Annotated in this window: 24 protein-coding genes; 10 read left to right on the forward strand and 14 right to left on the reverse strand. The window is 63.2% G+C overall.

Going from position 1 to position 22,765, the window contains the following annotated elements:
* The 5 genes from OXH56_02600 to OXH56_02620 form a co-directional block, all read left to right on the forward strand.
* Nucleotides 1–376, forward strand: a 376-nt coding sequence (locus OXH56_02600; protein MCY3554190.1) for a radical SAM protein, incomplete at its 5' end; no start/stop codon positions are given.
* A gap of 227 nt (nt 377–603) precedes the next feature.
* Entirely contained in the window at nt 604–1,572 is a 969-nt protein-coding gene (locus tag OXH56_02605) for an SMP-30/gluconolactonase/LRE family protein (protein MCY3554191.1), read from the forward strand.
* Nucleotides 1,569–2,396, forward strand: a complete 828-nt coding sequence (locus OXH56_02610; protein MCY3554192.1) for a hypothetical protein — start codon at nt 1,569–1,571, stop codon at nt 2,394–2,396. The genes OXH56_02605 and OXH56_02610 overlap by 4 nt, the downstream gene beginning before the upstream one ends.
* Nucleotides 2,393–3,424: a PfkB family carbohydrate kinase gene (locus tag OXH56_02615; protein MCY3554193.1), complete on the forward strand. Its 1,032-nt coding sequence runs from the start codon at nt 2,393–2,395 to the stop codon at nt 3,422–3,424. Before OXH56_02610 ends, OXH56_02615 begins: the two co-directional genes overlap by 4 nt.
* Nucleotides 3,425–3,518: 94 nt before the next feature.
* Complete coding sequence (locus OXH56_02620) at nt 3,519–4,355, forward strand: hypothetical protein (GenBank protein MCY3554194.1); 837 nt, start codon at nt 3,519–3,521, stop codon at nt 4,353–4,355.
* Between the two features lie 32 nt (nt 4,356–4,387).
* On the opposite strand, the gene OXH56_02625 is transcribed toward OXH56_02620, so the two are convergent.
* The 5 genes from OXH56_02625 to OXH56_02645 all read right to left on the reverse strand — a co-directional run bounded on the left by OXH56_02625 (nt 4,388) and on the right by OXH56_02645 (nt 8,903).
* Complete coding sequence (locus OXH56_02625; GenBank protein ID MCY3554195.1) at nt 4,388–5,176, reverse strand: ion transporter; 789 nt, start codon at nt 5,174–5,176, stop codon at nt 4,388–4,390.
* A 193-nt stretch (nt 5,177–5,369) separates the two neighbouring features.
* Nucleotides 5,370–6,140, reverse strand: coding sequence for a hypothetical protein (locus OXH56_02630; protein ID MCY3554196.1), 771 nt, complete (start codon nt 6,138–6,140; stop codon nt 5,370–5,372).
* A gap of 18 nt (nt 6,141–6,158) precedes the next feature.
* Entirely contained in the window at nt 6,159–6,860 is a 702-nt protein-coding gene (locus OXH56_02635; protein MCY3554197.1) for a DUF2491 family protein, read from the reverse strand.
* Nucleotides 6,861–6,872: 12 nt separating this feature from the next.
* A complete protein-coding gene (locus OXH56_02640; protein ID MCY3554198.1) occupies nt 6,873–8,666 on the reverse strand; it encodes a hypothetical protein in 1,794 nt (597 codons plus the stop codon).
* A gap of 72 nt (nt 8,667–8,738) precedes the next feature.
* Nucleotides 8,739–8,903: a hypothetical protein gene (locus OXH56_02645; GenBank protein MCY3554199.1), complete on the reverse strand. Its 165-nt coding sequence runs from the start codon at nt 8,901–8,903 to the stop codon at nt 8,739–8,741.
* Nucleotides 8,904–9,008: 105 nt separating this feature from the next.
* Here OXH56_02645 and OXH56_02650 point away from each other — a divergent pair, with 105 nt between their 5' ends.
* The gene (locus tag OXH56_02650) at nt 9,009–10,247 is read left to right on the forward strand and encodes a hypothetical protein (GenBank protein MCY3554200.1); all 1,239 of its coding nucleotides are present in this window, start codon (nt 9,009–9,011) and stop codon (nt 10,245–10,247) included.
* Between the two features lie 104 nt (nt 10,248–10,351).
* On the opposite strand, the gene OXH56_02655 is transcribed toward OXH56_02650, so the two are convergent.
* From OXH56_02655 to OXH56_02675, 5 genes are all read right to left on the reverse strand, one after another.
* Nucleotides 10,352–10,798, reverse strand: coding sequence for a hypothetical protein (locus tag OXH56_02655; protein MCY3554201.1), 447 nt, complete (start codon nt 10,796–10,798; stop codon nt 10,352–10,354).
* A 195-nt stretch (nt 10,799–10,993) separates the two neighbouring features.
* On the reverse strand, nt 10,994–11,650 hold the full coding sequence (locus OXH56_02660) for a Spy/CpxP family protein refolding chaperone (protein MCY3554202.1): 657 nt from the start codon (nt 11,648–11,650) through the stop codon (nt 10,994–10,996).
* A 224-nt stretch (nt 11,651–11,874) separates the two neighbouring features.
* Complete coding sequence (locus OXH56_02665) at nt 11,875–12,429, reverse strand: hypothetical protein (protein ID MCY3554203.1); 555 nt, start codon at nt 12,427–12,429, stop codon at nt 11,875–11,877.
* Complete coding sequence (locus OXH56_02670) at nt 12,426–12,884, reverse strand: hypothetical protein (protein ID MCY3554204.1); 459 nt, start codon at nt 12,882–12,884, stop codon at nt 12,426–12,428. Before OXH56_02670 ends, OXH56_02665 begins: the two co-directional genes overlap by 4 nt.
* Entirely contained in the window at nt 12,871–13,500 is a 630-nt protein-coding gene (locus tag OXH56_02675; GenBank protein ID MCY3554205.1) for a sigma-70 family RNA polymerase sigma factor, read from the reverse strand. The genes OXH56_02670 and OXH56_02675 overlap by 14 nt, the downstream gene beginning before the upstream one ends.
* A 316-nt stretch (nt 13,501–13,816) precedes the next feature.
* Here OXH56_02675 and OXH56_02680 point away from each other — a divergent pair, with 316 nt between their 5' ends.
* From OXH56_02680 to OXH56_02695, 4 genes are all read left to right on the forward strand, one after another.
* Entirely contained in the window at nt 13,817–14,413 is a 597-nt protein-coding gene (locus OXH56_02680; protein MCY3554206.1) for an outer membrane beta-barrel protein, read from the forward strand.
* A 124-nt stretch (nt 14,414–14,537) separates the two neighbouring features.
* Nucleotides 14,538–15,011 carry a flavin reductase family protein gene (locus tag OXH56_02685; GenBank protein MCY3554207.1) on the forward strand — a complete coding sequence of 158 codons (474 nt, stop codon included), beginning with the start codon at nt 14,538–14,540 and terminating at the stop codon, nt 15,009–15,011.
* Nucleotides 15,012–15,109: 98 nt separating this feature from the next.
* Nucleotides 15,110–16,738, forward strand: a complete 1,629-nt coding sequence (gene nrfD, locus OXH56_02690) for a polysulfide reductase NrfD (GenBank protein MCY3554208.1) — start codon at nt 15,110–15,112, stop codon at nt 16,736–16,738.
* A gap of 98 nt (nt 16,739–16,836) precedes the next feature.
* Nucleotides 16,837–19,698, forward strand: coding sequence for a molybdopterin-dependent oxidoreductase (locus OXH56_02695; protein MCY3554209.1), 2,862 nt, complete (start codon nt 16,837–16,839; stop codon nt 19,696–19,698).
* A gap of 56 nt (nt 19,699–19,754) precedes the next feature.
* Here OXH56_02695 and OXH56_02700 read toward each other — a convergent pair whose 3' ends face one another.
* From OXH56_02700 to OXH56_02715, 4 genes are read right to left on the reverse strand one after another with little or no spacing between them, the layout of a single operon-like run.
* On the reverse strand, nt 19,755–20,762 hold the full coding sequence (locus OXH56_02700; protein ID MCY3554210.1) for a carbohydrate kinase: 1,008 nt from the start codon (nt 20,760–20,762) through the stop codon (nt 19,755–19,757).
* On the reverse strand, nt 20,704–21,159 hold the full coding sequence (locus OXH56_02705; protein MCY3554211.1) for a hypothetical protein: 456 nt from the start codon (nt 21,157–21,159) through the stop codon (nt 20,704–20,706). The genes OXH56_02700 and OXH56_02705 overlap by 59 nt, the downstream gene beginning before the upstream one ends.
* 40 nt (nt 21,160–21,199) lie before the next feature.
* Entirely contained in the window at nt 21,200–22,186 is a 987-nt protein-coding gene (locus tag OXH56_02710; GenBank protein MCY3554212.1) for a fumarylacetoacetate hydrolase family protein, read from the reverse strand.
* Nucleotides 22,187–22,220: 34 nt separating this feature from the next.
* Nucleotides 22,221–22,757 carry a hypothetical protein gene (locus tag OXH56_02715; GenBank protein MCY3554213.1) on the reverse strand — a complete coding sequence of 179 codons (537 nt, stop codon included), beginning with the start codon at nt 22,755–22,757 and terminating at the stop codon, nt 22,221–22,223.
* Nucleotides 22,758–22,765: the final 8 nt, after the last annotated feature.

A 22,765-nucleotide genomic window follows, 5' to 3' on the forward strand; every position in this document is an offset into this window, starting at 1 on the left:
TGACCTGCGTTGCGACCTGGCCTCTCTCAGTCCCAAGCTGTCCAATTCCACGCCCTGGAATGAGGAGAACGGAAAATACGCAGCGAACCACGAGAAACTGCGGATCAACCTGCCCGTCCTCGGCCAGTTCATGTCGGCCTACCCGTACCAGTTGAAATTCGTGGTCGACCGCCAGGAAGACCTGGACGAGATCGAGTCGTTCCTCGCGGACCTGGACGACGTGGACCGCAACCGGGTGCTCCTCATGCCCCAGGGACGGACGGCCGATGATTTGAGCAGCAGAGGTGCGTGGGTCGCCGAGGCCTGCAAATCCCGTGGCTTCCGGTACTGTCCGCGGGTACATATCGACCTCTACGGGGACACCCGAGGGACGTGACGCCAGCCTGTTTCTCGCTTGTCCACGGGCCGTCCGAGACATAGACGCCAGCCCATTTCTCACTTGCCCGCAGGCCGTCTGCGACATATCTTGAGCCGTTGCATTGATGCCGGCCAGACAGGCGGATTCGATGTGGTAACCGGACTTGTGCGTCGGTGTGCGGTGCCGGCAAAAACTTCGCGGCCTGTCTACGGACGGTATGCGTCACGCCTCAACACGGAGCGGGTATGAACGACCAAGGCAGGGACTGGGACCGGGGTCTCGTGAGCTATCCCGACCCCAATGTCGAAACGATCGACGACCGCTTCAGGCCCTACGTGCTGCACACCGCCGGGATCGAGCGGCTGTTCACCGGGACGCGGTGGTCGGAAGGCCCCGTCTGGATCGGCGACGCCCGTTGCCTGGTATGGAGCGACATCCCCAACAACCGTATGCTGCGTTGGGACGAAGAGACCGGTGCGGTGACCGTCTTTCGCAAGCCTTCCAACAACACCAATGGCAACACGCGGGACCGCGAGGGGAGGCTGGTCTCCTGCGAGCACGACACCCGGCGGGTGACGCGCACGGAACACGACGGGACGATCACCGTGCTGATCGACCGGTTCGACGGCAAGCCACTCAACGCGCCGAACGACGTGGTGGTACACTCAGACGGCTCGATCTGGTTCACCGACCCGGGGTACGGCATCCTGATGAACTACGAAGGGCACAGGGCCGAATTCGAACTGCCCACCCGGGTGTATCGGCTTGACCCGGTCACGGGCGGCGCGACCGTCATCGCCGACGACTTCGTGCGTCCCAACGGGCTCTGCTTCTCGCCCGACGAATCACGTCTATACGTTGTAGATACAGGTGCTTTCCACGACCCCGACGGACCCGCCCACATCCGGGTGCTGGACATTGAGGGTGCCCGCGCCACAAGCTCCCACGTATTCACCGACATGAAACCGGCCTCCTCCGACGGCATACGGACCGACGTGGACGGCAACCTGTGGGCCGCCTCCGGCTGGGGCGGACCGGACACGAACGGCGTAGTCTGCTTCTCCCCGGAAGGCGAGCGACTGGGCATGATCCACCTGCCCGAGCCTTGTGCCAACCTGTGTTTCGGCGGGGTGAAGAAGAACCGCCTGTTCATGGCCGCCAGCCAGTCCCTGTACGCCCTCTACGTCGAAACCCAGGGGGTGCAGCGGCCGTGACGCGTCTACAGACCCCCGAAAAAGGTTCCATGCTCATATTCGATTTCGACGGGGTCTTGCTGAACTCCGTCGTGGAGATGTCGATCACGGCCTACAATGCGGTCACCGGGGGACTGGCCACATCTCCGGACGATCTTCCCGGCAACGCGGCGACGCTCTTCGTGACCAACCGGTACCACGTCCAGCCGGCCGGCGACGCGATCAACCTGATGGCCTGGTGCGTGGAGAACGCCGGCCTGCCCGGTAATCACCGGCTGGATCCTGCGGAGTACCGTGCGATCCGCGGTTCGTCGGACATTCCCCTGAAGGAGCGCACGGTCCAGTTCTTCGCGGCCCGAAAGCGTTTTGTCGCCCACGATCCCGTGCGGTGGCCGTCGCTCAACACGGTCTACCAACCGGTCTGGGACGAATTGAATGGGGTGGACGCCGAAGGGATCGTGATCCTGACCAATAAAAACCGGGAGGCTACCGTGACCCTGTGCCACCACTTCGGCCTGGCCGTCCGGCCGGAAAACGTGTACGCAGGCGATCACGGGACCACCAAGATCGAGAACCTGGAGGCGATCCAGGCGCGGTTCGGCCGGGAGCGGTACGGATTCGTCGACGATTCCATCGGCAACCTGGAGGAACTCGACGCCCATTTCAACGCCGGTGAGCCCGGTAACGCCGGTGAGCCTCTGCTCGAACTGATGCTTGCTTCCTGGGGATACATCGGACCGGACGACCACGCGCTGGCCCGGCGCGCCGGATACGCCATCCTCGACCAGGCCGGCCTCATCGCACGCATCGCGTCGATGAAGGGCGTCGAAATGGAAAACCCATGAACAGCGGACCGGACAGTAAACCCGGAAGTGCGCTCGAGCTCATCGATCATCTCCCGGAACTGCGCGCCCTCGTCGTCGGCGACGTCATGCTCGATGTCTACGAGTTCTGCCGGACGCGGGCCAGCAAGCCCATCGATTCGGAGAAGGAAGGAAAGCGGGCCTATCAGGCACAGGAAACGATCAAGGTGCTGGGCGGTGCGGGCAACGTGGCCGCCAACCTGGCTTCCCTGGACGTGCGCACCACCCTTGTGGGCGTGACGGGCGACGACGAACATTACTACAAGATAAGGGAGCTGGCTGACGGACTATCCATCCACCACGGCCTGATCCGGGACGGCGACCGGCCCACCACGACCAAGGTCCGGCTGTACCTGGATGACGACTACCTGCTGCGTCGCGATTCCGAGTGCACCGACCGGGTGAACGACAGGATATCGGCCGCGCTGGTGAAGGAAGTCCTTCGCGCGCTACCGGAAACCGACGTGGTGGTCCTGAGCGACTACGACAAGGGCGTCTTTACCGCAGAGAACGCCGGCCAGATCATCCGCGAATGCCGCCTCCACGAAATCCCGGTCGTGGTCGATTTCAAGCCGGGCAACCGGGCAATCTTCTCCGGCGTGGACATCATCGCGCCGAACGCCGCCGAGGCTGCCGAGCTCATCGGCGGGTTTTCCCTGGACCGTCTGGAATCCGACTGCCGGCGTCTGCACGACGCGCTGGGCTGCCGGCACACGGTGGTCACACTCGGCGAGCACGGACTCTGCGGCGTGGGCACGGACGGGTTCTTCCACGCGCCCGGACACCGGGTAGTACCCGTGGACAAGGTCGGCTGCGGCGACACGGTACGGGCGGTACTCGCCATTGGCGCGACGCTGGGACTTTCCCTCGAGGAAGCGGGGGGGCTCGCCAACGACGCGGCGGCCGTCATCGTGCAGAAACCGGCCACGTCCGTCCTCTCCCGGCGTGAACTGCACGATTTCGTGGGGCGCAAGCCTGCGGAGGAACTGCGTACCGCCAGGGACGTTTAACCTTGTACATCCAGCACAAACCGGATAGTATTTACATGAGCGAAGAGCATTCTTCAGCGTATTCGGCAGGAGACGAACGGGCAGGAGACGAACAATGGCGCGCCTGAGTCTGATTGCCGCGGGTCTCGCGCTGGTCGCGATGGCTTGCAAGTCCGGTCCGACCATAGATGGCACGGACGTCGAGACTTTCGACGCATCCATTACCGAAGTCAAGGCCGCCCTGGCTGAGGACGACCAGGCAAGACTCGACGACGTGCTGGATGCCTTCGAGTACCTCTACAGCGACAACGTGATCAGCTCGCTGAACGCGTCAGACGCCATACAGAACCGGATCCGCGGCCGGCTGGACGGCATGGACGCGACGGACATCTTCGCGGAGTGGAACGAACGGGTGAACAAGGCTATCGAGGCCCTCGAGGAGAAGCAGGAGAACACGGACTCCGCCATGGAAAGTCTCAAGGACGTGAGGGTGCGCGGGGTCGAGTACTACGTGCAGCGGGGCCAGTCCGTCGTGAAACTCTCCATTCATAACCGGACGGATCACCGGATCTCCAAGGTGTACTTCCGCGGATCGCTCATGAGAAACGAACCCCGGAAGTGGATCCTGGATGACGACTTCAACTACAATATCCGGCTCACGGAAGGCAAGGATCTGGGACCGGATGAGCGGGCCGTCTGGAACTTCGCCTTGCTGTCGCCCGTCTGGAAGAAGGCTCCAGCGGACGTGGAGAACCTCTACTTTTACGTGATCGTCACTCGAATCGACGGGGCGCCCGAGCAGCCCATCTACGACGCCTACACGGATCGTTTCACGCCCAAGGACCGGAGACGACTCCGCAGGCTGATTTCCCTCAAGGAGTCCATCGGGACGTTCGAGCCGGATCTCGTCCCCGAGATCGAGAACGAGTCCGAAGAGACCTCATCCCTTTAGTTCGCGCCTTCCGCCCAGTTCGTTTCTTCCGCTTAGTTCGTTCCCTCGGCCGAGTCGATATACCGGTCCACCGTATCGGCGAAGATCAGGAATTGCGGGTTGCTGCGGTGGGTCTCCCGCAGGGCCTGCACCGTGCGGCCCTCCACCCCCTCCTCGTGAACACCCCGGCAGTACGCCTCCATTAACGTAGGTTCCAGTGGTTGCCGGGAGTCGTGGAAGCTGTCCGCGAAAAACCCGAAGATCATGCCCACGATTCCGATGCCCACCATCATCATCAGGACGGTAGCTCCCTGTCCCAGCGGAGTGACCGGGTACTTGTCCCCGTACCCCACCGTGGTGGAGGTCACCACGGCCCACCAGATGCTGTCGCCGTAGACGTTGAATACCTCCGGCTGGGCGCGGCGTTCCACCTCGTAGATCACGGTGGAACTGATCATCAGGTACATGATGGTGATGAGGAAGATGGGGATGACGCGGACGCGATTGGTGTACATGGACCGGGCGAACTCCGCAAGCTTGGGGCTGTACCGGAACATCTTGAGCAACCGGAGCGTCCGCGCGCCGCGCACCAGGCCGAGTTGCTCCTGGGTGAGACCGGGATAGAATCCGATCCAGAACGGCAGGATGCTGACCAGGTCGATCAACCCGAGCCCGCTGCGCAGGTACTTCCCTTTGTGCGGCGCCAGCTTGATGCGCAGCGCGTATTCCAGGGTAAAGAACCCGGCGATGATTCGCTCGAACCAGATGAACCCCGCCCAGGCGCCGGCGTCCAGGCTGCTGCGTGTCTGGGTATATTGCAACTCGATGAAATAGAGGATCATGTTGACGGCCAGCACGTAGGGACCGAAACGGTGTACGGCGGCAAGGAGGGAGGACAGGAATCCCGGCATGGTATGCCTCCTGGGTGATTGCGGTGGGCACATCTAATGCTTATCTAAGGCATATCTAAAGAGAAAGGCCCACCGTCCGCTTCTCGCATCGGGTGAGCCTTTGAATTATTGACCTGTTACGGTCTCAGGACTTCCTGGAGCGCAGGGCCGCCAGCCGGTCCCTCGTCGAGGATGCGGTCAGCGCGGGTTTCTCGGCCGCTTCCAGGGCCGCCGCGATGTTGGGATCATCGGTGATTTCGGTCTGCCCGAAGGCGCCGATCTTCAGTTCTGCGGCACGGGAGGTCGTCTCAGCCTTCTCCGTCTCCTTGTCCATGGCGTTGAGGGCCGTGTCGAGTCCGCCCATTGAACTGCTCAGCCCCGAGGCCTGCCGCACGCCTTCGGCGCGTTCGAGGGCCCGCTCCTTTTTCATCCGGGCCTGCTCCATGCGGCGCTGGGCCTGTTTCAGCTGAACCTGCGCCTTCTTGAGCTTCTCCGCCGCCACATCGTAGGCCTGGCGCAGCTCGGTCGCAAAGGCCTCCGCTTCCTGGTCCTCCTGGCGCTCCCGCTCGATTTCCGGGTTCAGACGCTCCAGTTCCGCGACCAGCTTTTCCAGGCTCTCCTCAAGCTTGGGCCGCTGGCCCTCGTCCGCCCCTTCGAGCTGGCCTTCGATCCGTTCGGCGGCGGCCAGGTACCGGTCGTACTGGGTCAACAGCGCCTGCGTCTCTTCATGGTCCTTCTTCACGTCCATCTCGGCCTTGCCGACCCGCTTCCCGAGCTTGTCGAGCTCCTCTTCCATGAGGGAGATCTGCGCTTCGGAGGCGGTTTCCGGGTCGAAGGCCACCACGGCCTGGGTAAAGGACTCCAGGGCGTTGCCGGCCTGTTTCTTGCCGACGCGGGAGAGAAACTTCCAGATCATCTTTTCATCCTTTCGCGTTTAAATAACCGTGACTTCCTCAAGCATCAGTGCCACGCCCAGGTACAGTTCTATAACGCCGTCGCCCGCGCTGATCAACAGGAATTCATCCACGCGCTCGGGGTCTTCCGGGTTGTGGGGATCTCCGCTCGCTACCCGGAAGTAGGACATGGCCTGCTGGGTTTCCTCGAAGACCTGCTCTCCGTACGCGTCGCGGATAATCCGCTCGTCGACCTGTATCGGAGCCGACTGTCCGTCGCCGTCCATCCATTCCCGCTGGTAGCTTCGTTCCTCTCCGTCGCCGTGCAGCACTTCGGGGGATCCGATGATGCCGTCCGTGCCGTTCAGCCACTGTTCCCAGACTTCCTCGGAATGGGGATACAGATCCCGATCGAGCACGTACAGGCGGCATTCCACGGGCTCCCCGTGGTCCGATACCACCTGGATAAACGCCGAGGTCCCCTGGAGATAGCACCGATAGGCCATGGCCCCTTCGCCGAGGTCGATCTTGCCGATCGCCTCGATGGCCAGGGGAAAGGAGGGAAAGTTGAAATGGACGAGGCCGACAAAAGTGGACGACGCGACGGCATCGATGTCGATCAGCCGGTCGATGGCGATGCCCAGGGGCAGTTTCTGGTCGACCCGCACCGGTTTCTTCCGAAAGAAACCTGCCGCCTCTTTCGCCTGCTTCTTCGCTACGGAACGAATGATGTGAAAGCTCATCGGGCCTTAACGCTACTCCTCGCCCACGATGGGTTTGATGTCGTCGATGGACCGCCACAGGGCGTCCTCGAAGAGGGTCATCGGCTTGCTGCCGTAGGTATCCACCCACTGCTTGGACAGGATCAGGATGGCGTCCACCGTAAGCGTCTCCACGCTGCTGTCGAAATAGCCGAAGAGCCAGCCTTCCTGCAGCTCGGGATAGGTCTCGTGGGGGATCGTCGCCACCTCGTAGATCGTGTTGCCGAACTGGTCCACGGCCGTGCTGAAATAGTGCTCGTCCACGGCGACCATGCTCAGCTGCAGTCCATGCTGCCGGTCCGCCTCCTTGAGCAGTTCCGAGTTGAGGCCGGCGACGAACAGCATGACCGCGTTGGCGTTCTCCGCGACCTGGCTCAGCGCTTCCTCATAGCTGGCGAACCGCGTGTTGAATTCCCCGTACCTCGGATCCTGCAGGACGAAGCCCTCCCAGGCCCGGTGCGTCCCCGAACCCCGGGGGCCTACGTACACGATGTGGGTGTTCGGCTCGAGGTCGGACACGCTCGCGATGCCGCCGTCCTCGTTGACGATCAGCTGTACGTACTCGGTGTACAGGGTCGACTGCAGTCCGACCAGCTGGTCTTCCGCGTCAGGATTCTTGCGCAGGTAGGAGTTCAGGATGTCGCTTTGCACGAGGATCGCGTCGACCTGGTTCCGGACAAGGTTGTTGAGGTTCTCCTCCGAACCCGCCGTCGTTTCGAGCATCACGTCGAAATCCGGCAGGTGGGACTGCAGGATCTGACCGAATCGGTGGTAATTGCCGTTCGCCACCCCCGTATTCACCGTGATGCGGGGTTGGTTCGGATCGGCGGTGGCCACGACTTCGGCGGCCAGGGCGATCGCCGGGGTGACGCCGGGCGGCAGGTATTCGGGATCTCTCGGCGTGCCTTCCAGCGTGGCGACCTGCCGGTCCAGCTCATCCAGCTTCGCGCGCAGTTCAGTGTTATCCTCGGCCAGGCGCTCGGCCTCGCTGCGCCATTCCTGGTATCCCGGGTCATTGGCATGGTGATGGGCTACCGCGTAGTGACGGCGGCTGCTCATCATGTCCAGCATGGACCACATGAACAGGGCGTCCCACATGCCGAAACTGGGATAGGACATGAAGGCGTATCCCGGCGTCCTCCAGCCCATGCCCCCGTAGTAACTGTCTCGGCCTGCGTAGTAGTTGTCATAGGATGTGCGGTTCTGCGAGCCCCGATTATAGAGGCCGTTGTCGCGGTAGCTGCTCGTATTGGCCGCCGAGTTGGACGACTGGGCGAAACCGGCCTGCCTGGACTGGTGCGTGGCCAGCGACCGGCGCGCCGTCTCGCTCTGGACCCGCCGGCCCATGACCGAAGACCGCGCCGTGGCCCTACCGGCGGTTGCGGCGCCTGCCCGGGTCGATCGGGCCGCGGTGGCCGAGGGCTGCCCGGCCGTCGTGCGCGCCGGCGTCTGAAGTGTCGCGGCGGGCGTGCTTCTCCGGGCGAAGGGGCTGCGGCGGCCAAAGGAACTGCGGCGATTCCAGAGGGAACGCGAACTCCGGAAACCGCCGAAACCGCGGCGGGCGTAGGCTTCCTCCGGACCGAATGGACCGAACAGTCCGGTGATCTCCCGGATCGTTCTTTCCGTATTTTCCGTGCTCGCCGCGCTGCCTGTGATCCGCGCCGCGTCATCGACCGAGCGCAAGCGGTCGGTCGCCACCGAACGCTCAGCACCCGGTCCGGACTGCAAAAAACCACCCATCAGCGCGATCAAGCCGGTCATCAAGACCAGTTTCATATATCGTGACATGAGGTACTTCCCCTGTGTAGTCGGGTTGTGTGTACGGATTCTGGCTCTTTAAAGATATAGACTATGTACCTTTCAGGCAAGTTGCAAACCGGTACGTAACCGGTGATCGGGACGGTCCAGCCGGTGCAGGCGGTCCAGGCGGTCCAGGCGGTCCGGGCGGTGGAGGCGGTCCGGGCGGTCCAGCCGGTCCAGCCGGTCCAGGCGGTCCAGGCGGTCCGGGCGGTCCAGGCGATTCACGTACGTGACCAGCAGGGATGCTTCCTGTTACCGACAGGGGAAACCGCGCGAACGACGAACGAAGATGCCATTGACCCCGGAACTCGACGGCGGTAATATATCGAAATGCGAATCTCCGACGTCCGCGTGCGCCAGGTGGCCGTACCGCGCATCTACGACACCTACTGCGCGGACCCCAAGTTACTGAAGGCCACCATCGATCACGGTCGGTCCACCTACCAGATCATCGAACTGATGACGCCGGACGGCCTGACCGGCATCGGCGAGGTCTCCGATATCGCGCCGCGGATGGACGCCCCTTCACCCGCGGCGCTGCGGGACCTGCTGTCCGCCGTGCTGATCGACGATGGCCTATTGGCCGGCGGTGACGTGCTGGCTGGCGGCGACGTGCGCGCGTGGCGCGAACTCTATGACCGGGCTGATGAAGCGCTTCCCGGTAACTGGTACCCCGAACTCCGGCAATTGATACTCTTCGGCGTCGAAGGCGCGTTGCTCGACCTGGTTGGCAAGGCGCACGGCCTTCCGCTGTACGAACTACTGGGCGGCCGCTGCCGGTACGCCGCAACCGTTTCCTGGGTGGCTTATCTGCGCGGCGACGCCACGCTCGAGGACGAACTGCAGGCTCTTGAGCGAGAAGTCGCCGACCAGGTGGGATCGGGCTTGAAGGCCTTCAAGCTCAAGGTGGGCGAGGACCACGAACGGGATCTGGAGCGGGTGAGAATCACTCGCAGGATCGCGGGCCCCGAAGCCTATATCAAGGTGGATGCCAGCGGATTCTGGGAGGAAGAGGAGGCTCTGTCCGGGCTGCGCGACATGGACGAGGCCGGGGCCGACGCGTGCGAGACGCCGATTCGCGCGCTCTCACGGCCCATGTCGCGGGAGGATCCCGCCCGGATCGAAGAGGATGCGGAGGGCATTGCCGAAGCGCTGGCGAGTGTCCGCGGCCGTTCCCCCATTCCCATCATCGAACACGTCGCCGATCTCGGGGACGTCTTCCTTACGGCCCTGATCCGCCACCGCGCCGTGGACATCGTCAACGTCGTCCCCTGTCAGGCAGGTGGATTACGCCGCGCGGGGCGTCTGCTCCACGCCGCGGAGACCGCGGGCATGCCCGCCCTGCTCGGCAGCACCATCGAACTGGGACCCGGTACCGCGGCGTCGGTGCATCTCGCCGTTGCATCGGCGAACGTCAGTGTGCCCTCCGACCTGGTGGGACCCGGCTTGCTTCAGGACGATGTATGCGCCAACCCCTTCACCCTCGCGGGAGGTGAACTCGCTCCTTTCGAAGGTCCGGGGCTGGGCATGGAATTGGATGAGGAGAAGATGGAACTGTGGTCGGGATAGGTGGGACCGGGCGGGACCAGGCGGGATCGGGCGCGGCCGGGCGGATCCGGGCGGATCCGGGCGAGCCTGGAAGAGCCCAGGCGCGCCCAGTTATGCCTGCTCCTTCAACGCCTGGACCTGCCTTGCATGCCCGGCACCAGGCGTGAAGCTTCCTCCACCAGTTGCTCAAGCGTCTTTATCTCGTCGGTGGAGAGCATACCCTTCAGGTTCTCCATGAACTGCTTTTCGTTTGCTTCCAGTTGTTCGCGCAGCCAGTTCCAGTCCTCGGTTTTCGTAGCCTGTTCCACCAACGCGACCTTCTGAGACGAGGCTTCCTTAACGACCGCGCGCAATTGCAGCACCTGCTGGTCGGTGGTGTCCATCCGGATGCTCAACACGTGCCAGATCCGGTCGACGGGGAAGGTGCTTACCGCCCGCACGCGTTCCATCATTTCGTTGTTCTGGCCCCGGCCACCCCCGCGGCCGAAACCACCGCGCTGCGCGGCCACGTCGTTGGCGATAAACGCGGTCATGATCAGTCCGAGTACGGCCAGGTGAAAACGGTATCTCATGTTACGACTCCTTTTTAAAAGAACAAAATGTGGTAATTGAAGGCCACGGTCAGACTCCGCGGTGAAACGCCGTGGCCGGTATCCAAGGTCGAATGCCGCGGTCGGACCTGGATCCTTCCGCGGCATGTGTTCGCCTCCGATAACTGTGTCAAAACACAAAACGCTCGTCTGATTGCCTTATCTTGCAACACTTGCTCAACGCCGATTGCGCGATTCGCGGCCGTCGCGCCGCCAGCGCATCCCGGATTCTCGGCGACCGTCGCGCCGATCGCGGAAGGACTCACGCAGGGTCTCTTGCTGCTCCGCGGTCAGGACATGCTTGATCTCTGCGCGGAACAGCGCGCTTCGCTCGAACACGCTGCCCTGGGCCGCCGATGCGGCCGCGGCCAGTTCCTTCACCCTGTCGATGTCCGGACTGATCTCATTCATCAGTTCGCGTAGTTCGACCCGTGCGAGCCTCGAGTCGGCGCGAAGCTGAATCATCTCCCGCGTGTAGGCGGAACGCAGCGTGTTGATCTTTTCCTGCTGCTCATCCGTGAGTTCGAGTCTGGACATTGCTCTCCGAGACAGACGCGTACGCACATCATCCGCATCGTCATCGGCGAGGTTGACGGCCAGGATGTCATCGAACTCGCCGGACGAGCCAGCCGCTGCGAGTTCAGCTACTCCGTCGAGTACGTCAGCTTCCTCATGCCCGGTTTCCGCCGCGGGCCCTGCAGCTTCCTCGTGTCCGGCTTTCTCCGCGTGCCCTGCAGTAACCTCGGGACCGATCCGGCCCATCGCATCGAATGCCCAGGCCAGTACGACGACACTCAAAGCGCTTGTGAATGTGATTGAAATGATCTTTTTCATTTTGTCGCTCCCTTCATGGTAAGACTGGCGGATGTCAGGACCGCGATCTCCGGAGATCGTCTTCGTGCTGCTCTACTGGATTAGACGGGCGACGGGTGCGCTATATTCCAACTTTCTTCACATCCGTACAATGCCCGGCGGCTGGACGCTCACCCGGGCCTGGCGGTCGGCGACCGGACATTCAACCGGAGGCCTACCCACTCCTGGCCTGTCGGAACGAGGAGTCACTGGCCGCCCCCGTTCCCGCGCTCTTCTGCACGGTCGTCGCTCCCGCGCTCTTCCGTACGGTCGTCGCTCCCGAGTCTTTCCGAGTTGTCAGGGTCTGGGCGTGCCCCCCGGTCCCGCTCGCCGGCCCGGTTGCGTCCGGGAGGCCGACGGGGGCGGTCTCTGCGCGATTCGTGATCGCCTTCCCGGCGAAACTCCCGCATGCGTTCACGTCGCTCGCGGATTGTCTTGATCCGCTGGAGTTGCTCCTCGGTCAGGATGGGTTCCAGGTCCCTGTGCAGCGAATCGACCAGGACCTGCATTTCCTGCCGATGACGCATGTAATTCTCCCGGAATCCGGGTTCATGCTCGCCCACCACTTCTCGTATCCTTTCCAGTTGCACCGGGTCCGGCCGCACCATCCTGACCCACCGTTCCACGAAGCGTTCCCGGGTCACCTGGGGCGGCGGTTGCAGGCGGTCCCGGGCAAAAGCGCCCAGGATCAGCGCGCCGCAGACCATGCCGATGATCAACGTGGCCAACAGAATGGCCGCGGTCTTCAGGTGGATGTTCATAGTTCGCCCTCCGTTTCGAGCGCGATCCGCGCGTCGTACAGGTCTTCAGGGTACAGTTCCCCGGCCAGCCCGAACGAAGTGGTGATGGAGACGCTATCGGACGTGGCCAGGTTGTAGGTCAACAGCAGGACAGCAGCGACCGAAGCGGCCACCGCCACTTTTCGGAACATTAGCGGCAACGCGTCCTCGAAGTCGGCCGTTGTTTCGCCTTCCGGGATCGACGCCGGCATGTCCGCGGGTTCCGCCGCCAGGCGTTCCATGACGCGTTGGGAGAAATCTGCCCGGAACGAGGGCGATTCCTGGTTCTCGACCAGGCTGCGCAGCCGGACCAGTCGCTCGTATTCATCCCGCAGGCCGGGATCGCGCCGCAGCGCCGCGTCCAGGCGGCTTTGTTCACCGGGCGTCAGGGACGCATCCAGCGACCGGTACAGCAGATCCAGTTCAGACCGTTTCATGGACAAGCTCCCTGTTAGTGGAAATGAGCATGCGTTTCAGTTTCTCCTGGGACCTCCTCAGTCGGGACAGTACCGTCCCGACGGGCACACCCAGGATCTCGGCGGTTTCTTTCGTCGAGTAGCCTTCCATCAGCCGGAGTACGATCACGGAACGGAATTCGGGCTTCAGCCGGCTCAGCGCATCTTGAATCCGATCGGCCGTGTCGTCGTAGTCGGCGCTGGCCGTCGGATCGGCAAAATCCAGCTCCGGTGCGTCCTGTTCCCTGCCCGGCGGTGTGAAGGGGACGAAGATCGAACGGCGGCGTCGTTTCTTCAGTTCGGTGAGCGACAGGTTGATGGCGATCCGGGTCAGGTAGGTGCCGACCGACGCCTGACCGCGGAAGATATGCAAGCCTCGATAGAACCGGATGAAAGTCTCCTGCCCCGCGTCCTCAGCTTCGGGCGTATTCCCCAGCATGCGGATGACCACGGACGCCACGCGGCCTTCGTATCGTTCCACCAGGGCGCGGAAGGCGTCTTCGCTGCCATCGCGGGCGGCGTCGACCAGAGCTTCGTCCGTCAAGGCGTCTTCCCTCATCCCGCTTTCCTCGTAGGCCAGGAACACTATGGTCCGCATCGAACGGACGGTCGGCCGACGCGGCCCGTTAACGCATCTCGAAAGTGCCGGGAAGCGATCCGGTCGGTTGCCGCCGTCTACCAATTAGACCCCGCCGGCGCCGATTTTATTCCCATAAATTCAAAAACAGGTAACTTCTCTCACAGAGAACCTGCTCCAGGAGCCTGTAATCGGATCCGGTCCGTTCAACAGGATCCGGTCCGTTCAACAGGATCCGGTCCGTTCAACAGGAGCCGGCCCGTTCAACAGGAGCCGGCCCGTTCTTGTCGGTGTATCCGCATATGCAAATTGATGCGGCATGAAAAGGAGTCATCACGTGCGTGTTGTTTGTCTGGCGATCGCGTGTGTGTTTTCGCCGTTGTTGGCCGAGGGCCAGGTGAATGCCAGGCTGGGCGGCGGCCCCGCCATGCCCATCGGTGACCTGGCGGACGGAACGGCCTCGGTAGGCTCTTTTCTGCACGGTGGCCTGGCCTTACCCGTCGATGAGGGTTACTTCCTGCTGATTGAGGGTCATCACAGCCGTTTCGGTATCAAAGACCCGGCGTTTTCTCATTCGAATGAGGGGTCGGCATCGGATGCCGACAGAACGCTGATGGGAGGCAATGCGGGTCTGTTGATCGAAGGAATCGCGGATCCCGTGGGATTCTATGGCCACGGGGGTGTGGGATGGGTCAGGGCCAAGGGCCGGCCCGATCGCTTCACGGGCCGATCCGATCGCACTGCCGCGGGTGAAGACGCGGACTCCGGTACCAGCGACCACTCGTTCATGTTCGTGTTCGGCCTGGGGGTCAACCTGACCGTCAGCGACCGCGTGAGGTTGTCCCTGGAGGCGAGGTACAACCATGCGCGCAATGTATTCGATGAAAGCGCCTGGTGGATACCCGTAACCGCCTTCGTGGTGATGCGACTGTAGCCCTGAGACGCCAGCGGGAATGAAACACGGTGCCATCTTTAAATACATTGACTTTGTCGGGACGATGCATCACAGTGGGAGACAGTTGCCCGATCGCGGAAAACACCCTGACAAGCGTGGTAAAATGGCATTCGATCAAATGGAACAACGGCGGATCATGGGGCATTTCGCGACCGGTGTGACCGTCGTAACCACGTGCTACGAGGACAGGCCGCAGGGCATGACCGCCAACGCGGTGGCTTCCCTCTCCCTGGATCCCCCGCTCATCCTCGTATCGGTGGACGTCAAGGCCCAGATGAACGCCTGCCTCAAGGCCAGCGACTGCTTCGCCGTCAACATATTGACCGAAGAACACGAAGCGCTGTCCGTGCGGTTCGCAAAGCACGGTCCGAAGGACTTCTCAGGCATCGAATACCGGACCGAGGTTACGGGCTCGCCCGTTATCGAACAAGCGCTCGCCTACGTCGACTGCCGGGTCACCAATGTACTGCCGGGCGGAGATCACGACATCTTCATCGGCGAAATCGTGGCGGGTGACGCCGGTGAAGGGCGCCCACTGGTTTTCTACGGCGGCCGGTACGGAAAGCTCTCCGGCTGACTCGCCGCGACCGGACCGCAGGACCTCCAGTGATCCGAGTCGCAGAGCCGCCGGACCGACTGCCATATAGACCGACTGCCATATATTGCGGAGCATCCATGCAATACGGTTTCATCATCGACAACAGGAAGTGCATCGGGTGCCACGCCTGCACCGTTGCGTGCAAGGCCGAGCACGAGGTGCCCCTCGGCGTCAACCGGACCTGGGTGAAGTACATCGAGAAAGGGACGTATCCGAACACATCGAGGCATTTCTCCGTCATGCGGTGCAACCACTGCGAGGACGCCCCCTGCGTGGAGATCTGCCCGGTGACGGCGCTGTACACCCGGAAGGACGGCATCGTCGATTTCGATCCGCGGCGGTGCATCGGATGCAAGGGTTGCATGCAGGCCTGTCCCTATGACGCCCTGTACATCGATCCGGACACCCACACGGCGGCCAAGTGCAACTACTGTGCCCACCGTGTGGACATCGGTCTCGAACCCGCCTGCGTGAACGTCTGCCCGGAACACGCCATCATCTCGGGCGACATGGACGATGGATCGACGGAGATCGCCCAGTTGCTCGCGAAGGAACAGGTGACGGTCCGAAAGATCGAGAAGGACACGAAGCCCCGTCTGTACTACATCGACGGCGACGAGGCCTCTTTGACGCCCGGGGAAACCGCGACGTCGGACAACTACATGTGGAGTTCACAGTCGGACGGCGTCGGCCATTTCGCCCGGTATATCGAGGAAAGAACCGCCAGGGCGGACCCGGAGGACATGATCCGGCAGCTTGGCGGCGCGGGACAGGACGGACGGGACGGGGCGAACGGCCAAGAAGATCAGAGCGAGCGGACCGGCAACGGTACCGGAAAAGACGCCGCGGCGCGCCGGGTCTACGATGCGCCGGACAAGGGCGTCCTGTGGGGCAACGACGTGGCGGCCTACGTGTGGACCAAGGCCATTTCGGCGGGGGCCTTCCTCCTCCCCTTCGCGGCCTCGGTCTTCGGGTATGCCATTGATCCCGTGCTCGCCTGGGCCGGCTGCACCGTGGCCCTGACGTTTCTCGTAGCCACGACGATCCTGCTCGTCAGTGACCTGACCCAGCCCAAACGTTTTCTCTACGTGCTGCTCCGTCCGCAGTGGAAGTCCTGGCTCGTACTCGGCGGCTACGCCCTGACCCTCTACGGCCTGGCGCTCACGCTCTGGGCCGCGGCCATGTGGACCGGACGAACCGGGGCGGCCGAAATCATCGGCTGGATCACGGCCGCGCTGGCGGTCGTCACGGCGGTCTATACGGCCTTTCTCTTCGCCCAGGCCAAGGGGCGGGATTTCTGGCAGAGCCCGACGCTGGTCCTGCACATGCTGCTCCACGCGGTACTGGCCGGCGCGGCGGTGTTCGCCCTGGTCCTGCTGTTCGTACAGCACGGCGAGGCGTGGACCGCCTTTGTGCGGAACACGTTGATCGTCGCCATCGTTCTGAACCTGCTGGTGATCGCGTCCGAGATGCTGACGCCCCATCCCACGGCAGACGCCCGGAAAGCCGTCCAGGCCATCGTCCGGGGCAGGTACCGGGGGTATTTCTGGGTGCTCGGTATCGCCGTCGGCAACCTGGCCCCCGTCGTACTGGCCTGGATCGGCGGCGGTCCGATGCTCGCCGCGGCGGGCGCGGGCGTGCTGATCGGTCTCTACGCGACGGAGTACGTATGGGTCAGGGCGCCGCAGGACATCCCGCTGAGCTGACGCGACGACGGTCATAGCCAGGCGCATCAGCCGGTACGAAGAAGGCAAAGCCGGCGTCAACCGGCGCATCACCGACGATCAAGACTGGAAACTTCGACATGTCCATACGCCATAAACCGGGTTTGATCGAATCGCTGGCCGAAAAGATCGGTCTCATCCCCAACCTGCACGAAGAGGACGGACCGGATCTCCCGAGTCTGACCGAGGGCGGCGCGCTCACGGACTACCCGCCGCCGGACCAGTGGGACGACTGGGTGGAGTACGAGGCGCAGGACTGGCCGCGGCAGCAGCCCAAACGCTACATGGTGGTGCCCACGGCCTGCTTCAACTGCGAAGCCGGATGCGGCATGCTGAGCTACGTGGACAAGGAGACGATGGAGGTCCGCAAGTTCGAGGGCAATCCCTACCACCCGGCCAGCCGGGGACGGAACTGCGCCAAGGGCCCGGCGACCATCAACCAGATCCGCGACACCGACCGCATCCTCTATCCCGTGCGCCGCTCGGGTGCCCGGGGCAGCGGCGAGTGGGAACGGGTGTCCTGGGACGATGCGTTGGACGACATCGCCGCCCGGATCCGCGAACGCCTGCAGCAAGGCGCAAACAACGAGATCGCCTATCACGTGGGCCGGCCCGGTGCCGAGGGCTACATCGACCGGGTGCTCAAGGCCTGGGGCGTGGACGGGCACAACAGCCACACCAACATTTGTTCGTCGGGCGCCCGCTTCGGCTACGCCCTCTGGCACTTCTTCGACCGGCCGTCGCCGGACCACGCCAACGCGCGGTTCATCCTCCTCATCAGCGCCCACCTGGAATCGGGACACTACTTCAATCCCCACGCCCAGCGCATCATCGAGGGCATGATGAAGGGCGCGAAGCTCGCCGTCATGGACCCCAGGCTCTCCAACACGGCGAGCATGGCGGACCACTGGATGCCCACCTATCCGGGCAGCGAGGCCGCGGTGCTGCTGGCCATGGCCAACGTCATCCTGCAGGACGGTCTCTACGACGAGAAGTTCATGAAGATCTGGGTCAACTGGCAGACCTACCTGGAGAAGGAACACCCGGACGCGCCGCGCACCTTCGAGCGGTTCGTAGAGGCGCTCAAGGCCGTCTACAGCGAATACACCCCCGAGTTCGCCGAGCAGGAAAGCGGCGTGCCGGCGGCGCAGATCGTGGAGATCGCCCGGGAGATCGGCCGGGCGGGGTCGCGGTTCGCCACCCACAACTGGCGCAGCGCGGGCAGCGGCAACGCCGGCGGCTGGGCCGTGGCGCGGTGCCTTCACTTCCTGAACGTGCTCACGGGCAGCGTCGGCACGGAGGGCGGGACCTCACCGAGCGGGTGGAACAAGTTCAAGCCCAACGTCTTCGACCATCCCCCGGACCAGAAGTTCTGGAACGAACTGCATTTCCCGAAGGAATACCCCCTCTCCCATTACGAGATGAGCTTTCTCCTGCCCCATTTCCTGAAAGAGGGGCGCGGAAAGCTGGCCGTCTACTTCACCCGGGTGTTCAATCCCGTGTGGACGTACCCCGACGGGTTCACCTGGGTCGAGGCGCTGCGCGACGAAGAGAAGGTGGGGCTCCACGCGGCCCTGACCCCCACGTGGAACGAGACGGCCTATTTCGCCGACTACGTGCTGCCCATGGGCCATGCCAGCGAGCGCCACGACATCATCAGCTACGAGACCCACTCGGGCACCTGGATCGGGTTCCGCCAGCCCGTATTGCGCGAGGCGCGGCGGCGCATGGGCGATCCGGTCACGTTCACCTACGAGGCCAACCCGGGCGAGGTGTGGGAAGAGGACGAGTTCTGGATCGAACTGTCCTGGCGCATCGATCCCGACGGCAGTCTGGGGATCCGGGACCATTTCATATCACCCTACCGGCCCGGCGAGAAGATCACCGTCGACGAATACTACCAGTATATCTTCGACCACGTGGACGGGCTGCCCGAAGCCGCCGCGGAAGAGGGCCTGTCCACCCTGGACTACATGCGCAAGTACGGTGCCTTCGAGGTGGAGAAGACGGCCTACGCGAAGCACCTCAAGAAGCTGGATGACGGGACGGCATCGGGTGCCAGGGTCGATCCGGAGACGGATACTTTGATCGCCGACGGCAAGGCCGTGGGGGTCATGGTGGACGGGACGCCGCGGGCGGGCTTCCCCACGCCCTCGCTCAAGCAGGAGTTCTACTCCCAGACCATGGTGGACTGGGGCTGGCCGGAGTACGCCATTCCGACCTACATCAAGAGCCACGTGCACCCCGACGAGCTTGACCGTGACAATGGCGAGTTCCCGCTGGTGCCCACTTTCCGGTTACCCACGCTGATCCACTCCAGGTCGGGCAACGCCAAGTGGCTCAACGAGATCTCCAACCGCAACCCCGTGTGGATGCACCAGCAGGACGCCGACCGGATGGGCATCACCACGGGCGACCTGGTCCGGGTGACCACCGAGATCGGCCATTTCGTAGACCGCGTCTGGGTCACCGAGGCCATGAAGCCCGGCGTGGTCGCCTGCTCCCACCACCTGGGCCGGTGGCGGCGCAAGCAGGACGCGGATGGCAACCGCTGGTCGGTCAACCTGGTGGATATTCAGGAAGAAACCGGGGGCAAGTGGCGCATGAAAGTGATGGACGGCATCCGGCCCTACGAAAGCGCCGACCGCGACTCGTCCCGCATCTTCTGGCGGGACGGCGGCGTACACCAGAACATCACCTTCCCCGTGCACCCCGATCCCGTGAGCGGCATGCACTGCTGGCACCAGAAGGTCAGGATCGAAAAGGCCCGCGAGGAGGACGCCTACGGGGACGTGATGGTGGATACGGAGAAGTCCTTCGAGGTGTACCGCGAATGGCTGGCCCAGACGCGCCCCGCCCCCGGTCCGGGCGGACTGCGCCGGCCCCTCTGGCTCAACCGCCCCCTGCGTCCAGCGGAAGAGACGTACTACCTGCCTGAATAACCCGGCTTTTCCCTTACGCTTCCCCGTGTTTCCCTAATACTTCCTTTACGGTTCCCCTATGCTTCCCGGAGGGTATTCCGGACCCCGGAGCACACGGCCTCGTCGGCCGCCGGCATGGCGCCGGTCTGGGACGCGACCCAGGCGCCGAGCCGGTTGGCGGCTTCACTCACGCGTTCAAGCGGCACGCCGCGCAGGTAGCCGCTGGCCAGGACCGCGGTGAAGGCGTCGCCGGCGCCGATGGTATCCACCACGTCGACCGGTACGCCCGGGTGGGCCACGGTCTCCGACGCGGTGACCAGCAGGCTGCCTTCCGCGCCGCGAGTGACGCAGACGACTTCCAACTCGTAAACCTCGCGTAGCTGTCGCGCCATGGACTCGAGATCATCACCCCCTAGGTCCAGCAGGGCACAGACCGCGCGCAGTTCCTCGTCGTTCAGTTTGACAATGTGGACACGCTGGAAGGAATCGTGCAGCAGGGCCGGGGAATACCGGTCCTGCCTAAGGTTCACGTCGAAGATACGTAAAGCGGAGGGTCTCAAATCATCGAGGAACGCCGTGACCGCACCGATCGAACCAGCCTGGTGACGGGACACCGTCCCAAAGCATACTGCGTCCGCCCGTTTGGCCAGCGCAGACCAGCCGGGCGTCCACGCCATGTGCTCCCACGCGACATCGCCGTTGATCGTGAAATCGGGCTGCCCGTCCGGTCCGATGGCAACGTCGACCGTCCCGGTGGGATAGACTTCGTCCCGCTGGATCGCGTCGGTGGACAGGCCGAGATCGGCGATACGGTCCACGGCCTTGTCTCCCAGGTCGTCGCACCCGACCCGGCTCGCTACGATGCCCTCCTCACCCAGAAGCGACGCGAAGTAGGCGAAGTTCGCCGTGGCGCCGCCGAGCTGGGGACCCGAGGGCAGCATGTCCCACAGTAGCTCGCCCAGGCCGACGATGACGTGGCGGTCTGTTGTTTCGAAATTACGGAAGGGACTGACCGTCCGGCTGATTTTATGCGTCCCCGCCATCGTCGCCGGGGTTTGAACGACCGTCAGTCTGAATTTCTCCACGGTAAATGACACCGAGGATCAGACCGAACAGCCCGAATTGGACCAATAGGTAGGCCGTTTCCATCCAGATGAACGCCGACACTTCCGGGACCTTCTGCCTGGCGACGAAGGCGAGCACGTGAGAAGTCCAGAAGAACGCACCTGCAATGAAAGCGAACTTGATCCCCCGCCGAAATGAGGTGCCCTCGGCTTTCAGCATCGGAAACAGCGCGGAGAGCAGCACGCCCTGGAGCACGATGGTGAGCAACCCGAGCAGAAAATCAGGCTCTCCCTCGAAGTAGCCGAACGATTCATACCTCTCCTGGAAAAGGAGTACATGCCAGCCCACCGCGAGGGAGAAGGTACAGACCGTATAGGCGGCGGTTCCCAGGATTAGTTTCCTGGCGTTAATCATCATGCGCTTGATTACGAATCCCAGGTTGAGTAGCCAAGGTCCTTTACTTTAGTTCCACCTCGATCGTGCCGAGGGTCGTGTAGCTCATCACGGCCTTGCTGCCGGCGCCCATGCGGGGCGGCGGGAAGACCGTTCCGGTGATTACCACGTCCCCCGCCCGGAGGTACTCGTCGCTGTAGGTGGTCAACTCGTTGGCCAGCCAGGTCAGCGCCTCCAGGGGGTCCACGCCCATGTTCATGGTGGCCAGCGCGGAGGCCCTTTCCTCGCCGTCAATCGCCGCGGTCGCGGTTTCTTTCGTGAAATCCATCTCGGAGAGCGGCACGCGCGTCTCACCCAGGATGATGCCCACGTGGAACACGTTGCCCGTGACATCATGGTCACGGGTGGACGGATTCTCCTCGGTACCGTTCGTCCACGTGGAAAGCAGTTCGATCACGCCGACCACCGCGGTGACGGCATCGCCGACCTGCTCACGGGTCAAATCGGGACCGGGAAGATCCTCGCCGATCAAGAAGGCGAACTCGCCTTCCACGACCGCCGTGTCAGCCACGAAGGACGCGGCTTCCACGGGCGTCCCGGGTTCGAACACGTTCGACGCCATGATATGACCGTAAATGGGATCCAGCGTGGCCGGGTCCTCGGGCATTCGGGAGAAGCCGATCTTCCAGCCGACGCGCTCTTCATTCTTCAGTTTCTCAGCCAGAATGTCCGCCTGGATGTCGTAGGCGGTCTGCCTGTCCATGTCGGGGAAGTTGACCGCCATGGCCTCGGTGTTGATCTTCTTCTGCTCCGCCTCCAGCAGGTGGGCGACGATAGCGGCCCGGTCCGAGTCAGGCGTCAGGGTCGTGGTGAGGACGTCGGCGTCGGCCGCGGTTTCAGCGTCGCCCGCGGTTTCAGCGTCGCCCGCGGTATCGGACTCGCCCGCGGTTTCGGACGCGGGCGCTGCCGTTTCCTCATCCGTAGCCGCGCAGGCCGACAACATGGTCACGAATGCGCTGCTTACGAGTATTGCAATCAGATTCCTGTACATAATGACTCCTGTAAAATAGGTAAATCAGGAAGAATCACTGAAGCATCCCGATGATTGAAAACGCCAGGACGAGAAGAAACGCGGAGGTCAACACCCAGGTCAACCACCGCTTTTCGGGCTGGCGCACCCAGTAGAACACGATAAACGAAAAGGTAAGTGCCTGGGCTAAAGTCTCGATGCTCCCGCCGCCGAACTGCGAGCCGAAGGGAATCGTCGTATAGATCAGGCCTTCTATGGAACCCGGTGCCGGACCAAACGTACTCAGCATCCCCAGCACGACCAGGACTACCCAGATGGTCAGCCAACCGTATGCCCGGCCGAAGTATTCGCGGCGCAGCAGGTAGAACACCACGCCGAACAACACCCCTCGGATGGGCTGAAAGAGCGGTCCGGCCATCAGGACCGGGTCGTCCATGCGCTTCATGTAAACGTTGAATACCGGTTCGTCCCAGAGCGACTGGTAGTCGAAAAACGCGTAAGCCAGCGCACCGGCGACGAAATACGTCACGGTGTGCACGACCGTCGTTTTCGTGATGATTCCCGCCAGCTTCAGTTGAGAAACCTGAACCAATCTACGCT

Source organism: Gemmatimonadota bacterium, from assembly GCA_026702745.1.
Classification (GTDB): domain Bacteria; phylum JAAXHH01; class JAAXHH01; order JAAXHH01; family JAAXHH01; genus JAAXHH01.

Bases quoted from the DNA above. Each gene is read 5' to 3' on its own strand.
- OXH56_02695 (MCY3554209.1), top strand. From the start codon at position 16,837: ATGTCCATACGCCATAAACCGGGTTTGATCGAATCGCTGGCCGAAAAG.
- OXH56_02705 (MCY3554211.1), bottom strand. From the start codon at position 21,159: ATGATGATTAACGCCAGGAAACTAATCCTGGGAACCGCCGCCTATACG.
- OXH56_02655 (MCY3554201.1), bottom strand. From the start codon at position 10,798: ATGAGATACCGTTTTCACCTGGCCGTACTCGGACTGATCATGACCGCG.
- OXH56_02650 (MCY3554200.1), top strand. From the start codon at position 9,009: ATGCGAATCTCCGACGTCCGCGTGCGCCAGGTGGCCGTACCGCGCATC.
- OXH56_02665 (MCY3554203.1), bottom strand. From the start codon at position 12,429: ATGAACATCCACCTGAAGACCGCGGCCATTCTGTTGGCCACGTTGATC.
- OXH56_02630 (MCY3554196.1), bottom strand. From the start codon at position 6,140: ATGATCTGGAAGTTTCTCTCCCGCGTCGGCAAGAAACAGGCCGGCAAC.
- OXH56_02615 (MCY3554193.1), top strand. From the start codon at position 2,393: ATGAACAGCGGACCGGACAGTAAACCCGGAAGTGCGCTCGAGCTCATC.
- OXH56_02620 (MCY3554194.1), top strand. From the start codon at position 3,519: ATGGCGCGCCTGAGTCTGATTGCCGCGGGTCTCGCGCTGGTCGCGATG.
- nrfD (MCY3554208.1), top strand. From the start codon at position 15,110: ATGCAATACGGTTTCATCATCGACAACAGGAAGTGCATCGGGTGCCAC.
- OXH56_02625 (MCY3554195.1), bottom strand. From the start codon at position 5,176: ATGATCCTCTATTTCATCGAGTTGCAATATACCCAGACACGCAGCAGC.
- OXH56_02635 (MCY3554197.1), bottom strand. From the start codon at position 6,860: ATGAGCTTTCACATCATTCGTTCCGTAGCGAAGAAGCAGGCGAAAGAG.
- OXH56_02660 (MCY3554202.1), bottom strand. From the start codon at position 11,650: ATGAAAAAGATCATTTCAATCACATTCACAAGCGCTTTGAGTGTCGTC.
- OXH56_02605 (MCY3554191.1), top strand. From the start codon at position 604: ATGAACGACCAAGGCAGGGACTGGGACCGGGGTCTCGTGAGCTATCCC.
- OXH56_02675 (MCY3554205.1), bottom strand. From the start codon at position 13,500: ATGCGGACCATAGTGTTCCTGGCCTACGAGGAAAGCGGGATGAGGGAA.
- OXH56_02685 (MCY3554207.1), top strand. From the start codon at position 14,538: ATGGCATTCGATCAAATGGAACAACGGCGGATCATGGGGCATTTCGCG.
- OXH56_02640 (MCY3554198.1), bottom strand. From the start codon at position 8,666: ATGTCACGATATATGAAACTGGTCTTGATGACCGGCTTGATCGCGCTG.
- OXH56_02670 (MCY3554204.1), bottom strand. From the start codon at position 12,884: ATGAAACGGTCTGAACTGGATCTGCTGTACCGGTCGCTGGATGCGTCC.
- OXH56_02710 (MCY3554212.1), bottom strand. From the start codon at position 22,186: ATGTACAGGAATCTGATTGCAATACTCGTAAGCAGCGCATTCGTGACC.